Annotated in this window: 9 protein-coding genes and 2 rRNA genes; 1 reads left to right on the top strand and 10 read right to left on the bottom strand. The window is 48.8% G+C overall.

Going from position 1 to position 15057, the window contains the following annotated elements:
* Positions 1-26 precede the first annotated feature (26 nt).
* The 8 genes from Psch_RS00280 to Psch_RS00245 all read right to left on the bottom strand — a co-directional run bounded on the left by Psch_RS00280 (position 27) and on the right by Psch_RS00245 (position 12286).
* Positions 27-3484, bottom strand: a 23S ribosomal RNA gene (locus tag Psch_RS00280).
* A gap of 413 nt (positions 3485-3897) precedes the next feature.
* Positions 3898-5508 (bottom strand): 16S ribosomal RNA (locus Psch_RS00275).
* Together the 16S and 23S rRNA genes form the textbook arrangement of a ribosomal RNA operon.
* 662 nt (positions 5509-6170) lie before the next feature.
* Positions 6171-6827 carry a sporulation protein YunB gene (gene yunB / locus Psch_RS00270; RefSeq protein ID WP_243123911.1) on the bottom strand — a complete coding sequence of 219 codons (657 nt, stop codon included), beginning with the start codon at positions 6825-6827 and terminating at the stop codon, positions 6171-6173.
* 268 nt (positions 6828-7095) lie between these two features.
* The gene (locus tag Psch_RS00265) at positions 7096-7359 is read right to left on the bottom strand and encodes a hypothetical protein (RefSeq protein WP_190238767.1); all 264 of its coding nucleotides are present in this window, start codon (positions 7357-7359) and stop codon (positions 7096-7098) included.
* A 152-nt stretch (positions 7360-7511) separates the two neighbouring features.
* Complete coding sequence (gene tyrS, locus Psch_RS00260) at positions 7512-8735, bottom strand: tyrosine--tRNA ligase (RefSeq protein WP_190238766.1); 1224 nt, start codon at positions 8733-8735, stop codon at positions 7512-7514.
* A gap of 240 nt (positions 8736-8975) precedes the next feature.
* A complete protein-coding gene (locus Psch_RS00255; protein ID WP_190238765.1) occupies positions 8976-9725 on the bottom strand; it encodes a fumarate reductase iron-sulfur subunit in 750 nt (249 codons plus the stop codon).
* 24 nt (positions 9726-9749) lie between these two features.
* Complete coding sequence (locus tag Psch_RS00250; RefSeq protein WP_190238764.1) at positions 9750-11576, bottom strand: fumarate reductase flavoprotein subunit; 1827 nt, start codon at positions 11574-11576, stop codon at positions 9750-9752.
* Positions 11573-12286 carry a succinate dehydrogenase/fumarate reductase transmembrane subunit gene (locus tag Psch_RS00245; RefSeq protein WP_134218723.1) on the bottom strand — a complete coding sequence of 238 codons (714 nt, stop codon included), beginning with the start codon at positions 12284-12286 and terminating at the stop codon, positions 11573-11575. Before Psch_RS00245 ends, Psch_RS00250 begins: the two co-directional genes overlap by 4 nt.
* A 575-nt stretch (positions 12287-12861) precedes the next feature.
* Between Psch_RS00245 and Psch_RS00240 the strand changes: the two genes are divergently transcribed.
* Positions 12862-13176, top strand: a complete 315-nt coding sequence (locus Psch_RS00240) for a hypothetical protein (RefSeq protein ID WP_190238763.1) — start codon at positions 12862-12864, stop codon at positions 13174-13176.
* A 174-nt stretch (positions 13177-13350) separates the two neighbouring features.
* Here Psch_RS00240 and Psch_RS00235 read toward each other — a convergent pair whose 3' ends face one another.
* Together Psch_RS00235 and Psch_RS00230 are read right to left on the bottom strand one after the other, a co-directional pair.
* The gene (locus Psch_RS00235) at positions 13351-14190 is read right to left on the bottom strand and encodes a metal ABC transporter permease (protein WP_134218721.1); all 840 of its coding nucleotides are present in this window, start codon (positions 14188-14190) and stop codon (positions 13351-13353) included.
* Positions 14190-15005, bottom strand: coding sequence for a metal ABC transporter ATP-binding protein (locus Psch_RS00230; RefSeq protein ID WP_190240171.1), 816 nt, complete (start codon positions 15003-15005; stop codon positions 14190-14192). The genes Psch_RS00235 and Psch_RS00230 overlap by 1 nt, the downstream gene beginning before the upstream one ends.
* Positions 15006-15057: the final 52 nt, after the last annotated feature.

Raw genomic sequence — 15057 nt, 5'->3', positions numbered from 1 at the left:
CACGTCTCTTTTCCCATGTCTTTTCTTAGGTCAAGCCCTCGACCTATTAGTACCGGTCGGCTGAACTCATTACTGAGCTTACACTCCCGGCCTATCTACCTGGTAGTCTCCCAGGGGTCTTACCAGATTACTCTGTGGGAAACCTCATCTCGAGGGGGGCTTCGCGCTTAGATGCTTTCAGCGCTTATCCCGGCCAGACATAATTACCCAGCGCTACCGTTGGCACGATAACTGGTACACCAGTGGTCTGTCCATCCCGGTCCTCTCGTACTAGGGACAGCTCCTCTCAAGTTTCCTGCGCCTGCGACGGATAGGGACCGAACTGTCTCACGACGTTCTGAACCCAGCTCACGTACCGCTTTAATGGGCGAACAGCCCAACCCTTGGGACCTACTACAGCCCCAGGATGCGATGAGCCGACATCGAGGTGCCAAACCTCCCCGTCGATGTGGACTCTTGGGGGAGATAAGCCTGTTATCCCCGGGGTAGCTTTTATCCGTTGAGCGACGGCTCTTCCACTCGATACCGCCGGATCACTAAGCCCGACTTTCGTCCCAGCTCGACCTGTTCGTCTCGCTGTCAAGCTCCCTTCTGCCTTTACACTCTGTGCGCGCGATTTCCAACCGCGCTGAGGAAACCTTTGGGCGCCTCCGTTACTCTTTGGGAGGCGACCGCCCCAGTCAAACTGCCCGCCTGATACTGTCCACGTCCCGGATCCACGAAACTGTGTTAGAACTTCAATACTCAAAGGGTGGTATCCCAACGTTGGCTCCGCCAATACTTGCGTACTGACTTCCCTGCCTCCCACCTATCCTGTACATCCAATACCAAAACCCAATGTCAGGTTGCAGTAAAGCTCCACGGGGTCTTTCTGTCCTGTCGCAGGTAGCCGGCATCTTCACCGGCATTACAATTTCACCGAGTCCCTCGTTGAGACAGCGCCCAAATCGTTACGCCTTTCGTGCGGGTCGGAACTTACCCGACAAGGAATTTCGCTACCTTAGGACCGTTATAGTTACGGCCGCCGTTTACTGGGGCTTCGGTTCAAAGCTTCGACTTTAAGTCTGACCTCTCCCCTTAACCTTCCAGCACCGGGCAGGCGTCAGCCCCTATACTTCATCTCGCGATTTTGCAGGGACCTGTGTTTTTGGTAAACAGTCGCTTGGGCCTTTTCTCTGCGACCCCCTCACGCTCCAAACGTTTGTTCTTCACGCTAACGGGGTACCCCTTCTCCCGAAGTTACGGGGTCATTTTGCCGAGTTCCTTAACGAGGGTTTTCTCGCGCGCCTTAGGATTCTCACCCCACCTACCTGTGTCGGTTTGCGGTACGGGCACTTAAATGCCTCGTTAGAGGTTTTTCTTGACAGTTTGGGCGCCGGCTGCTTCGCTACTTAATTTCGCTCCCCATCAGTTCTCGGGCTTTTTTAAGAGACGGTTTTTCCTGTCTCTTACCCTACCTCCTTGGACGCACTTTTCCAATCGTGCGCTCAGCTTACCCTCCTGTGTCACCCCATCCTTCAAACGGCATTAAGTGGCATCGGATTCTCAACCGATTTTCCATCGCCTACGCTATTTAGCCTCGGCTTAGGCCCCGGCTTACTCTGGGCGGACGAGCCTTCCCCAGAAAACCTTAGGCTTTCGGCGGGCAGGATTCTCACCTGCCTTTTCGTTTACTTATACCGGCATTCTCACTTCTCACCCGTCCACAGCTCCTTTCGGTACTGCTTCAACCAGATGAGAACGCTCCCCTACCATCTGAGAAGTGAGATGTGAGATGTTAGATGTGGGAACCTATTTCCAGACTTCTATCAGACGATAGATTTGTTTGCCTAGTTCATCATACTGCTGTACATATTCTGTGTCTGCAATATATCCTAGGTCTTTTGATATGCTTAGCAACACTTGTACTTCGTTGCATGAACCCAATGCGTTTCGCAAAAAATGCTTGAATTCAGCATTGGAGTTCTTACGACCATATCCCTCAGCTATATTTGCTGGTATGGATACAGCTGCTCTTCGTAATTGTGCACCAAGTTCATATCGTTCAATATCTGGAAAGGTTTTCGTTTCCTTGTGTACCTCCAAAGCTAATTGATAACTTTTTTGATACACTTTAAGGTCACGAAATGAGCTTATCTTTTCTCCCATTTCTAACCTCTCACCTCTCACTTCTCAAATCCGTGGCTTCGGTGACAGGCTTAGCCCCGTTACATTTTCGGCGCAGAGCCACTTGACCAGTGAGCTATTACGCACTCTTTAAATGGTGGCTGCTTCTAAGCCAACATCCTGGTTGTCCGGGCAACTCCACATCCTTTTCCACTTAGCCTGTCTTTGGGACCTTAGCCGGCGGTCTGGGCTGTTTCCCTCTTGACTACGAATCTTAGCACCCGCAGTCTGACTCCTAGGGTCATAATATCCGGCATTCGGAGTTTGATTGGGTTCGGTAATCGGTGAAGACCCCTAGCCCAGTCAGTGCTCTACCTCCGGTATTCATCCCTAAGGCTAGCCCTAAAGCTATTTCGGGGAGAACCAGCTATTTCCGGGTTCGATTGGCATTTCACCCCTACCCACACCTCATCCGCCGCCTTTTCAACGACGGTCGGTTCGAGCCTCCACTTTATTTTACTAAAGCTTCACTCTGGACATGGGTAGATCACCCGGTTTCGGGTCTACTCCAACGGACTCATTCGCCCTATTAAGACTTGCTTTCGCTGCGGCTCCGCGTCTCTTTCGCTTAACCTTGCCCGCTGGACGTAACTCGCCGGTCCGTTCTACAAAAAGTACGCCATCACACTTCGGTAGTCAGTAGTCAGTAGTCCGTTGTCGGTTAATTACCAGAATTCGCTTTAGCGAATTCTTTCTTAATTCTGACTACCGACTACCCACTACCGACTACCGAATAGTGCTCTGACTGTTTGTAAGCATACGGTTTCAGGTGCTGTTTCACTCCCCTCCCGGGGTGCTTTTCACCTTTCCCTCACGGTACTTGTTCTCTATCGGTCGCACCGGGTATTTAGCCTTGGGAGGTGGTCCTCCCGGATTCCCACAGGGTTCCCCGTGTCCCGTGGTACTTGGGATACTCTCGTAGTACCTCGACTTTTCGCCTACAGGGGTTTTACCTCCTATGCCGGGCCTTTCCAGGCCGCTTCGGCTAAATCTACTACACTATCTGATGAGAGTCCCGCAACCCCAGTCGTGCATGCACTACTGGTTTAGGCTCGCCCCGCTTCGCTCGCCGCTACTAGGGGGTTCGATCTTTCTTTCTTTTCCTCCGGCTACTAAGATGTTTCAGTTCGCCGGGTGCCCTCCGTTAACCTATGGATTCAGTTAACGGTGACGGGGGTTTGCCCCCGCCGGGTTGCCCCATTCGGATATCTACGGATCTATGCCTGTTTGCGGCTCCCCGTAGCTTTTCGCAGCTTGCCACGTCCTTCTTCGGCCCTGTGCGCCTAGGCATCCACCGTATGCCCTTTGTAGCTTGACCTAATTTCGCGCGCTACTTAGAACATCTTCTATGCTCTAGTTACTCTTGTTCTCCTATGCTGTGCAGTTTTCAAAGAACAGTTTGAGTCGTGTGTCGTGGGACTTGGGACGTGTGATCCAGGTATTCCTGCCAGGTCTTTGACCCGTGAGGAATGCTTTCATTCTCACGTCTCACGTCTCATTTCTCACGTCTCAATCGAGAGTCTTTAAAATGAGAGGCGTTTGCCTCTCACTCCTGGTCTCTCAAAACTAAACAGTGTGTCGATGGATGGTCGACCTGGAGTATTGGTCGTGGGTCGTGCGTCGTGGGACGTGTGACTTTCATGCATTCCTCTCGGGTCTTTCGACCCTTGATTCCTGCTTTCATTTCTCACGTCTCATTTCTCACGTCTCACGTCTCAATATTCTCCTTAGAAAGGAGGTGATCCAGCCGCACCTTCCGATACGGCTACCTTGTTACGACTTCACCCCAATCACCAACCCCACCTTCGACGGCTCTCTCCTTTGCAGGTTAAGTCACCGGCTTCGGGTGTTGTCAGCTTTCGTGGTGTGACGGGCGGTGTGTACAAGGCCCGGGAACGTATTCACCGCAGTATGCTGACCTGCGATTACTAGCGATTCCGACTTCATGCAGGCGAATTGCAGCCTGCAATCCGAACTGAGACCGGCTTTTTGGGATTCGCTCCGCCTCGCGACTTCGCTTCCCTTTGTACCGGCCATTGTAGCACGTGTGTAGCCCAGGACATAAGGGGCATGATGATTTGACGTCATCCCCACCTTCCTCCGTTTTGTCAACGGCAGTTCCTCTAGAGTGCTCGCCTTCACGCGTTAGCAACTAAACGTAGGGGTTGCGCTCGTTGCGGGACTTAACCCAACATCTCACGACACGAGCTGACGACAACCATGCACCACCTGTCTCCCTGTCCATCCGAAGATAGAAAACCTACTTTCATAGGCTGTCAGAGGATGTCAAACCCTGGTAAGGTTCTTCGCGTTGCGTCGAATTAAACCACATGCTCCACCGCTTGTGCGGGCCCCCGTCAATTCCTTTGAGTTTCAACCTTGCGGCCGTACTCCCCAGGCGGGGTGCTTATTGTGTTAACTACGGCACAGAAGGGGTCGATACCTCCTACACCTAGCACCCATCGTTTACGGCGTGGACTACCGGGGTATCTAATCCCGTTCGCTCCCCACGCTTTCGCGCCTCAGCGTCAGTAACAGGCCAGAGAGCCGCCTTCGCCACTGGTGTTCCTCCCAATATCTACGCATTTCACCGCTACACTGGGAATTCCACTCCCCTCTCCTGCCCTCAAGTCTACCAGTTTCTCAGGCACGCTACCGGTTGAGCCGATAGTTTTCACCATAAGACTTAGTAAACCGCCTACGCGCCCTTTACGCCCAGTAATTCCGGACAACGCTCGCCCCCTACGTTTTACCGCGGCTGCTGGCACGTAGTTAGCCGGGGCTTCCTCCTCAGGTACCGTCACTTTCTTCTTCCCTGAAGACAGAATTTTACAACCCGAAGGCCTTCTTCATTCACGCGGCGTTGCTCCGTCAGGCTTTCGCCCATTGCGGAAGATTCCCCACTGCTGCCTCCCGTAGGAGTCTGGACCGTGTCTCAGTTCCAGTGTGGCCGTCCACCCTCTCAGGCCGGCTACCCATCGTCGCCTTGGGGGTCTCTTACACCTCCAACTAGCTAATGGGACGCGGACCCATCTTAATGCGGATTGCTCCTTTCCTTACCCAAACATGTGTTTTCCGTGAGCGTATCCGGTATTAGCGCCAGTTTCCCGGCGTTATCCCGGTCATTAAGGCAGGTTATCCACGCGTTACTCACCCGTCCGCCGCTATGAGAAGTGAGATGTGAGAAGTTGGATGTGAGATTTTTATCGTTGCAATTCGGCTTGCCGAATTGCTTCTTATTCTCACTTCTAACCTCTCAACTCTCACCTCTCACCGCACGACTTGCATGTGTTAAGCACGCCGCCAGCGTTCGTCCTGAGCCAGGATCAAACTCTCCATTTATATCTGAAAAATTTGATCTCGCTCGTAAGTTTGTGAGCCTGTACCTCTCGGCACTTCTCACTCGTTGTTTTGGAATGTACTGCTCGTTTAGTTTTCACTTTGACGAGAGTCATGTGTTTGAGTCATGGTTTGTGGTCGTTTGTCGTGTGAACTCCCGACTTCCTCTTGGGTCCTGGACCCTTGAGTCTATCATTCATTCCCACGTCTCACGTCTCACATCCCACGTCTCATTTCCATCCATCCACTGTTTAGTTTTCAAAGACCGTGTCGCCCTTTAGCGCGACGCAAATGTTATCTTATCATTTCTGCCGGCCCCGTGTCAACTGGTATTTTCTGGCCGGATTCCCGCCTTGCGGCGCGAACAGTTGTTATTCTATCACTTCTACAATCTGCGGTCAAGTGGCAATTTGTGCAGGTTGATATCAGTTAATGCAGGATGTCCCCCGCTACTTGACCTTAACTCGACTGGCCTGAGCCAATCGTGATAAATTCAGCAGCAACATTTAATAATTTACCATAACTTAGTGTAATCTGTCAAGAAATTTGGAATAAAAAATCAAATTATCTGTAATTTTATAGTACATAACTACATTGACCATAAAATATTTTGTAACGTGATATTTATAATTATTCACTATGCTGGAGGAAGATTCAATAAAAACCTATTTTAATAAACCACTTCCGAAAATGCCGCCGGTCACATTTACAAATGTGTCAGGTACACTTCCTACTATTATACTTTCCACCAAAGGCACTTGAGTTGTTACAACTGCCTCACCGCTTTTGGAAGGCACTACAATGCGGACGCTGGTGTCAAAAGCAAGGTATATTGAATGTCTGGTCTGGTTTATCCCAGCGGACTCAAACTTGTCTAAAACATTTACTCTTACCGAGCCAACCGGCATAATATGGTAGGTAATATTTGGGCCGCAGTGTGCCAACAGTGGAAGTCTTAGCATTTGCCCGAGCGGAATACTAAAGGATTGCCACCTGAAATTTTCTAGAGCTTTTTCTACTGCCAGTGTTGTTGCAGCGGCAAATTTATTGACCCTGACGGTATCGGCCTGCATCAGGGTTATGTGTCCCTCGCTGTCCGTGTGAATTACAATAAAATCCTGATACCGGATATTCTGATCAACTACCTGTTCCTTGAGTGTCTCCTGGATAGCATTTGTTGCTATTTGCACTGCTTTGACCTCTGCTATGCCATAGAAGGTACCTCTGAGTGAAAGATCCAGCATGATCAAGAGCGCCGCTAAAGCAAGAAAGAAGGCGCCCAGCACAAGGCCCGGCCGCACCCTTCTTCTCCTTTTAAACAACAGGTTGTCACCTCCTTAAACCATGTTAAATGGGACTAATTTTTTAAAATAATTCCCGTATACTAATTTATGTTTCAACAGTAAAAATGATTGCTGATTGCAATAAGTGCATAAAAAAATGTTCCAAGGGCTGTACTAAATCATGCCAATATTAGTTGTTCGAAAATAGAAAAGGCGCCTAAGCGCCCTTTCTTATCTTAATTCTGTTCTTGTAATAGATTCTTCCTGGTCAAAAGTTTATATCTCAACCCTTTGGGCCATTTACACTTTAAATTTTTTCGCCTCCGACTTTTACCGCCCCCTGCTGGATAAGACGTCTGTCGTTGCTTGTGCTTGAGGCGCTGCCGGGCGCCAATTTGGGCAGCAAGATCAACCCGTCCTCCAGCATGTCCTCTGATAATCTAAAGTCAGGTATTTCATCAGGCTGATCTTTTTGTTGGAATATTCTTATCAATTCCTCTTCCAACGGCAACTGCTGCATCATGGTCATGGTACTGTGAGACAATTTCCCTGGCCAGGCGCATCTTGACATCCTTGGATGCATTTCACCGAACTTTAAGCCTCTTTCAATATCACCCAACTCTTACAGGGATACGGCAGTTACCAGTTTAAAATACCGCAGCATCATATCGTTCGTCTATACCGATATAGTTACCCAGGCTTATACTCCAGTTATCATTTTCTTTACTTCATCAAAGCCTTATGGTAAGTTTTCTTACCTTTACGTATTTTGACACTGTTTTTCAATTGTTCTAAAGTAATTTTATGATCAATGGATTCAACTTTAGTATCATTAACAAATACACCACCCTGTTGCACCAGACGTCTTCCTTCACTCTTAGAAGCCGTTAAACCACACACCACCAGCAAATCCGAAATACTGATCGCACCATTGGTCAGTTGCTCGGTTTCAATTTCAGTAGTTGGCATGTCAGAATCATCCGTGCCGCCTGCGAAGAGAGCGTGAGAAGCGTTCATGGCCTTTTGGGCTTCTTCTTCACCGTGGACCAGCTTTGTCAGTTCATAGGCCAGAATTTCCTTGGCTTCGTTTAGCTGGCTGCCTTCCCATTTGTCCATTTTGTCAATCTGTTCCAGGGGCAAGAAGGTAAGCATACGGATGCACTTGAGCACATCAGCGTCATCGACATTACGCCAATACTGAAAGAATTCAAAAGGTGAGGTTTTGTTGGGGTCAAGCCAAACAGCACCCTTGGCCGTCTTGCCCATCTTATTGCCTTCGGAGTTCATTAGTAGTGTAATTGTCATGGCGTAGGCATCTTTGCCTAACTTACGGCGAATCAGTTCCGTACCACCCAGCATATTAGACCACTGGTCGTCACCGCCGAACTGCATATTGCACCCGTAATGCTGAAACAGGTAATAAAAATCGTAGGACTGCATGATCATATAATTGAATTCCAAAAAGGACAGTCCCTTTTCCATTCTGTTCTTATAACATTCTGCGCGCAACATATTATTTACAGAAAAACAGGTTCCTACTTCACGCAGTAATTCAATATAATTCAGCTTTAAGAGCCAGTCTGCATTATTAACCATAATCGCCTTATCTTCACCAAACTCGATGAAGCGTTCCATCTGCTTTTTCAAGCAATCAATATTGTGCTGAATTGTTTCAGGTGTCATCATCGAACGCATATCCGTCCGGCCGGATGGATCACCAATCATCCCTGTACCGCCTCCAAGAAGAGCAACCGGTTTGTTTCCTGCCATCTGCAAGCGTTTCATCAGGGATAGGGCCATAAAATGACCAACATGCAAAGAATCCGCAGTTGGATCAAATCCAATATAAAATGTTGCATTACCATTATTAATAAGTTCTTTAATTTCTTCTTCGTCGGTAACCTGGGCAATCAAGCCACGAGCTACCAGTTCATCATAAATTTTCATTGCAACGGTTCACCGCTTTCAATGGAGTGCTTTAATTCTTTTAAAATACAATACATTATACCAATATTTGACGAACAAAATCAACCACACGCATATTTTGTATCTCCTAATATTTTCTATACCAAGACGGCTACTTGCCTAAAGAAACTCATCATTATATGTCCTTCAATACAGAAAAAAACACCGTGGCAGTTTCCATTTCCGCCACGGCGTTTTAGTCCTTACTAAAGAGTTACCTGTTTAAGATATTTTCACTCCCGCAAACTGGAGCTTTAAGCCGGCTGCGGCCATCTTGCGCCGGGCATAAGCCAGCTGCGTCTGCAAGGGTATTTCCATGGGGCACAGGTCGGCACAGGCCATCAAACCAACACAGCCAAAAGCGCCGTCCTCATTGCCAACCACTTCATAATACTCTGCGTCTGAACGTTCATCACGGGGATCCATCATGAAACGTGAAACTCTGTTGATTCCCGTTGCCCCAATGAAGTCTTCACGGATATTGGCAGTTACGCAGGTAGCTACACAGCAGCCACACTCGACGCAACGTTCCGGCTCATATATTTGTTCTGCTATTTTATTATCCATCCTTACTTCCAGAGCATTGGGGTCAAACTTCTTGTTGGTATGAATCCATGATTCGGTTTTGACCTGTAGATTCCTGAACCAGGTTCCGGTATCAACCGAGAGGTCTCCAATCAGCTTGAACACCGGCAACGGCAGCACCGTAATCCGGCTGGGCAGGTTTATAGTCATGGTTTTGCAGGCCAGCCGCGGCCTGCCGTTAATCATCATGGCACAGGAACCGCAGATTGCCGCGCGGCAGACGAAGTCAAACATCAGGGTCGGATCCATCTCTTCACGGATCTTGTTCAGTGCCACGAACATGGTCAAACCTTCGAATTCTTCGAACGTATATTCCTGCATCCTGGGCTTATCGCCCGGTTTGTTCGGATTATAGCGAAAAATCGAGAATGTTAACTGGCGTGCCATCTATTCATGCCTCCTTTTACCACGTTATTTCGCCGCCTTCGGGCCTGCGGTTGCTTCTCCATAGCCGCGGTCTCCTGGAGGCATATGTGGAGTGGCAACAGGTTCATAGTCAAGCGTGGGCAGATCGGCCCCTGGCTTCCAGTAAGCCAGCGTCCGCTTGAGCCAATTGACGTCATCCCGCTTCGGGAAGTCTTCGCGGGAGTGGCTGCCACGGCTTTCCGTACGCATCAAAGCACCGTATGCCACACAAAGCGCCATACGTATCATACCCGGCATCCGCAATGCTTGAGCCAGTTCCGGATTGGCTCCCTGTCCGGAGGAACGCAGTCCGATCTTCAGTGAGCGTCTGTAGAGTTCTTGGAGTTTTGTCACACCTTCTTGCAATGCCGGGCCGGTCCGGAAGATGTGGACGTGGTCCATCATGGCTTGGCCCATTGCTGCCTTGATTTCGTATGCGTTTTCCTTGCCGTTTCTGCCGGAAATAAGGTTCTTAATCCGTTCTTCTTCCTGCTTGACAAAACCTTCAACCAGTTTGTAATCAAACTTCTGTGTAGCACCCAGGGTATATTTGGCAACCTCTTTACCAACCAGGAATCCCGCGGTGACTGTTTCCGCCAGGGAGTTGCCGCCAAGGCGGTTGAAGCCGTGGAGGTCCCAACAGGCTGCTTCGCCGATAGCAAAGAGACCCTTGAGGCCATATGCAAAACCGTTCTTATTGGTTCGGATGCCGCCCATCGTATAGTGCTGGGTGGGAAGAACCGGAACCAGATCCTTAGCCGGATCCAAACCGTTAAAGTTCATGGCGATATTGGATATCTCACGCAGGTTGTTCCATACCCACTTGCGACCCAAATGGCGGATATCCAACCAGAGGTGCTGCGGCGCGTACTTGCTCTGGATACCGTAACCTGCCCGAATATGCTGAATCATGCGGCGGGAAACAACGTCACGTGAGGCAAGCTCTTTCTTCTTTGGCTCGTAATCCGGCATAAAGCGGTGCATATTCTTATCCAAGAGGTATCCACCATCACCACGTGCGCCTTCTGTCATCAGGATCCACACCGGCGGCATGCCCGTGGGGTGGAACTGGACAGCTTCCATATTACCGAGAGGAACAAGACCGGTGTTGAGACAGATAGCCCCGCCGGTGCCTTCACAGATTACAGCGTTGGTGGACGCAGCGTATATACGTCCGGCGCCACCGGTACCAATAACGGTCGACTTGGCCAGGTATACGTTCAGGTCACCTGTCCTCAAGTCCCTGGCGACAACGCCTAAACAGGTATCACCGTCATGAATCAGAGAGATGGCTTCCATCCGGTCATGGACGGTAATCCCCATCTTGCAAACGACTGTGTCCACAACGAACATCACCGTATGGCCGGTGCCATCTGCAGTATAGCAGCAGCGCCACTTGGCCACACCGCCGAAGTCACGGGCGGTAATCAAACCTTCTTTTTCTTTTAAGTCCTCTGTTTCAACACCACTGGCGTATTTTTTCTTACCGGCCGTAACACGGTTCCAGGGGACACCCCAGGCGTCAAGTTGCCGGATCATGATCGGAACAGTATCGCAAAACGCTTTAGCGACTTCCTGGTCGCAGCCCCAGTCAGAACCTTTAATAGTATCCTCCAGGTGAATCCTGGGGTTATCACCCAAGCCCATCGCAACGTTTCCTAGAGACGCCTGCATGCCACCCTGGGCAGCGGTACTGTGCGAGCGCCGCGGCGGAATCAGGCTTAGGATAATAACACTTAACCCCTGTTCGGCAGCCTCAATGGCGGACCGTTCAGCGGCAAGGCCGGCGCCAACAACTAGAACATCAGATATATGAGTATGTTTCGCGCTCATAGGGCACCTCCTACATGCGGATACATTTTAGCTAACTGAGTGAACATGTAAAGGGCTCCAACGCCGATGCAAATAATAATAACGGTTATTCCTTTTAACACCCAGCCCATTTTATGCCGCTCAAACCAGCCCCACTTGACAAGGATACGGTAGAGTCCGAATCCGGCGTGGTATTCTCCCACGAGCAGAAAAATTGTATAAAAAATTAAATAGTATGGGATGCTGAAATGACCCCAAAAAGCAACACCCGGATCGGCGACACGGTGAGCGCTTTTCACCGCTTCAATAGGCCAGGTTGTCATGACTGTCCAAAGGTGCATACTTGCGAAAATACCTATCAATAAGGCTGTGATTACCTGACCAACCCAAACCCAGGTATCATAGTGATTGAGCATCTTGGTCAACCGCCACGCTATCCTCAAATCACGCAGGCGCATCGGCGCGCGCCGGCCGGCCATAAAAATGTGAAGCAAAATAACCAATACCGTGGCCGGTATGCCGATTTGAGCCAGATAATACTTATCCAGCCCCTCGGATAACGAGTTAAACAAAACACCATTATTGATATAAATCGTACCTACAAAGAGCATGTGCATCCACAAGAAACCTACCAGTATAATACCGGTAATCGATTCAGCGAGGTCAACATACAGGTCTGTCTTTCCATAAGACTTATTGAGAGTCTTCTGTAAGTTCTTCGCTAGCTCCATGTTACTCTCCTTTCCCCAAAGGAACAGATTGAGGCAAACACCCCTAAACCTCACCAGTAATAAAAGGTTTTTTCTGAAGTCCTTTACTAACTGTACGAGCTTTTAACAGCTCAGCCGAACTAAATCCTCCCCTTAACGTACACTACACGACACTGCGCTGTGGGCTTGTTCAGCCCACCCAAACCAAGACCTTTTCTCCCGGTAAACCCGCGTATAATTGACACGCACACATTTTAACAGCAGCTATGGCGGGAATTACCTAATTAGGCCATCCCTTTCAAGATAGCCTGCAAGCCATTGCCTATAGCATCCCTCCCCTTAATAACTAAATATTTAGTATTATCTTAATAATGAATATGCAAAAGGGATGCCATGAAGTCAGTCCGCCTTCTTCAAATAGTCACGCGATTCTAAAAGGCACCACAACCTGTCTTAATTTAGATAATTTTGAAATCTTTATGCGTTTCATTTCTCATAAAAAGAAGGTACCCGGACTCGTTTTGTGGAAAAATAATGGTCAAGCATTCTTAATTGTATTTATAATTTTTAAAATATAGAAATGGAAGTGATTCGTTTTGGCCTTTTTATGTGACACTTGCGGCAAAGAATTAACTGTAAATGAAGGAACCTTATCATGGTGTGATGACGAAAACTGCATACGCGAGTTTCGCATTACCCACAAACATGACCAGGACCATTCCTGCGATGAAAAAGATGTGGGGTATGTTCATCTTTGGATTGTTACCGGAATATCCGGGTTTGTGAAATTCAACGAAATACTTGCTGATTACTGGGCAAAGGGCTATACACTAAAAGACCCTGGCGGCCTAAAGAAAGCGCTTAGCCAAATCGGCGCCTATATCTGGGAAAAGTCAAAAAACCAGCCATAAGGTGGACGGGCTGTCCCACGCAGCTCGACAATGCCGTAAATAAAAGAGTAGGCCAAGTCCTGGCCTATTGTCAAGCTCATTTTAAAATTTTCTCTGCCGAAGATCTTAATTCCTTCACAAAATGGCGAGTTTTAGACATAAGATTTTGGAATAATAACAAATTTTAGTTTATTTTCAGGCCAAACGGGGTTTCATCAAAAGGGTGGCCAAGTAGAAAAGGGCAGTTATTAAAACAATCGTTGCCCCGGTAGCGGTAGCCCAGTAGTAAGACAATAACAGGCCGGCAACTCCAGAAAAAATTGTTATCAATACCGAAACGATATGGTAGCTCATCATGTTGCCGGTTACATTACGGGCCGCTGCAGCCGGTAAAATCAAAAATGAATTTATAATCAGGATGCCGACCCATTGAATCGATATGGTTACTATAATCGCCGTTGCCACGCAAAAAATTATTTCTACCAGACGCACAGGTATGCCCCTGCTAAGAGCGACGGATTGATTAACGCTAACCAGCAAAAACTTGTTGAACATCAATCCCCATAGGAGTAAAACCCCGCCCAGAGCTATGGCCAAGAGCAGCACTTCCCCGGAAGTTATGCTAAGTATATCACCGATGAGAAACCGTGAGAACTTGGCGAAACCTCCCCCCCGCGAGAGCAGGACTATGCCGAGAGCTACCATTATTGCGGCAACCGAACCAATCACAGTATCGGTGGGGGCCGTGGTCCAGAGTTTAAGCATGGAAATAGCAACCGCCAAAAAGACTGAAAAAACAAGCATGATCCATAAAGGGTCCTGGAATCCCAGGAGCACTCCGATAGCAATGCCTGTTAGCGAAGAATGTCCAATGGTATCAGAAAAAAAAGCCATTTTATTATTGACAACCATCGTCCCCATGATGGCGAACATTGGCCCGACCAACAACACTGCCAGCAGGGCATTCTTCATAAACCCATGGCTGGCCCAGGCAAACGGTAACATATGGCTAACAAAAGCATACCAAAGCTCCATTAAACGGGGACACCTCCAACGATATTGGGCTGCAAATAGTTTTGCGCCTTAGTTTCCAAGCAGAGCTGCCCATAAGCCTGCAGGAGCTTTTCACTGGTCAAGACCTCTGCCGGAGCGCCTGTACAGAGTACCGTCTTGTTCAAAAGCACAACACGGTCGGCATAACGCGCTACCATGTCCAAATCGTGGGAGACCAGAATAATCGAGAGGTCATATTGACGGCGCAAGTTAAAAACCAGTTGGTAGAATAACTCTCTGCCCCTCGCGTCAACGCCTGAAACGGGTTCGTCCATCAAGAGCAGGTCTGGCCCCGGGTCGAGAGCCAACGCTAGAAGTACCCGCTGCATTTCCCCTCCCGAGAGATCCCCCAACCGCCGTTCCAAAAGGTGGTCCGCCTGAACATGAACCAAACTGGCTGAAACGCGTTCACGCAGTTTCCGTGAATAACCGAAGCAGACCGGCCGGACAGATAAACTGGCGGCGAACAGATCCATTACGCTGACCGGCGCTCCCCGGTCAAAATCCAATCTTTGGGGAACATAGCCCACGACCGGCTTCCTGCTCTTTTGTTCCCTGGCGTCAAGAAATTTGATCGCGCCGGTATGGGAGATTTCACCAAGGATCGCTTTCAACAGGGTGGTCTTCCCTCCCCCGTTGGGGCCAATTAAGGCCGTCAATTCTCCGCAGTGAATATGAATATTGATGTCCCTGAGTATTTCAGTTTTACCAATACTCACCCCAAAGCCTTCCAGCTTTGTGCAGCAAAGACCGCAGGCTTTTTCTTGCACATGCTCAAAAATCTCCGTAATACCCATTAATTCAAATGCCTCACTTAAGAATTTCGATAAAATTGCCATCCAAACAACC

The sequence above is a fragment of the Pelotomaculum schinkii genome (assembly GCF_004369205.1).
In the GTDB taxonomy this organism is placed as follows: Bacteria; Bacillota; Desulfotomaculia; order Desulfotomaculales; family Pelotomaculaceae; genus Pelotomaculum_C; species Pelotomaculum_C schinkii.
The sequence above is the reverse complement of the archived record's forward strand: the minus strand, read 5'-3'. Positions and strand labels throughout refer to the sequence as shown.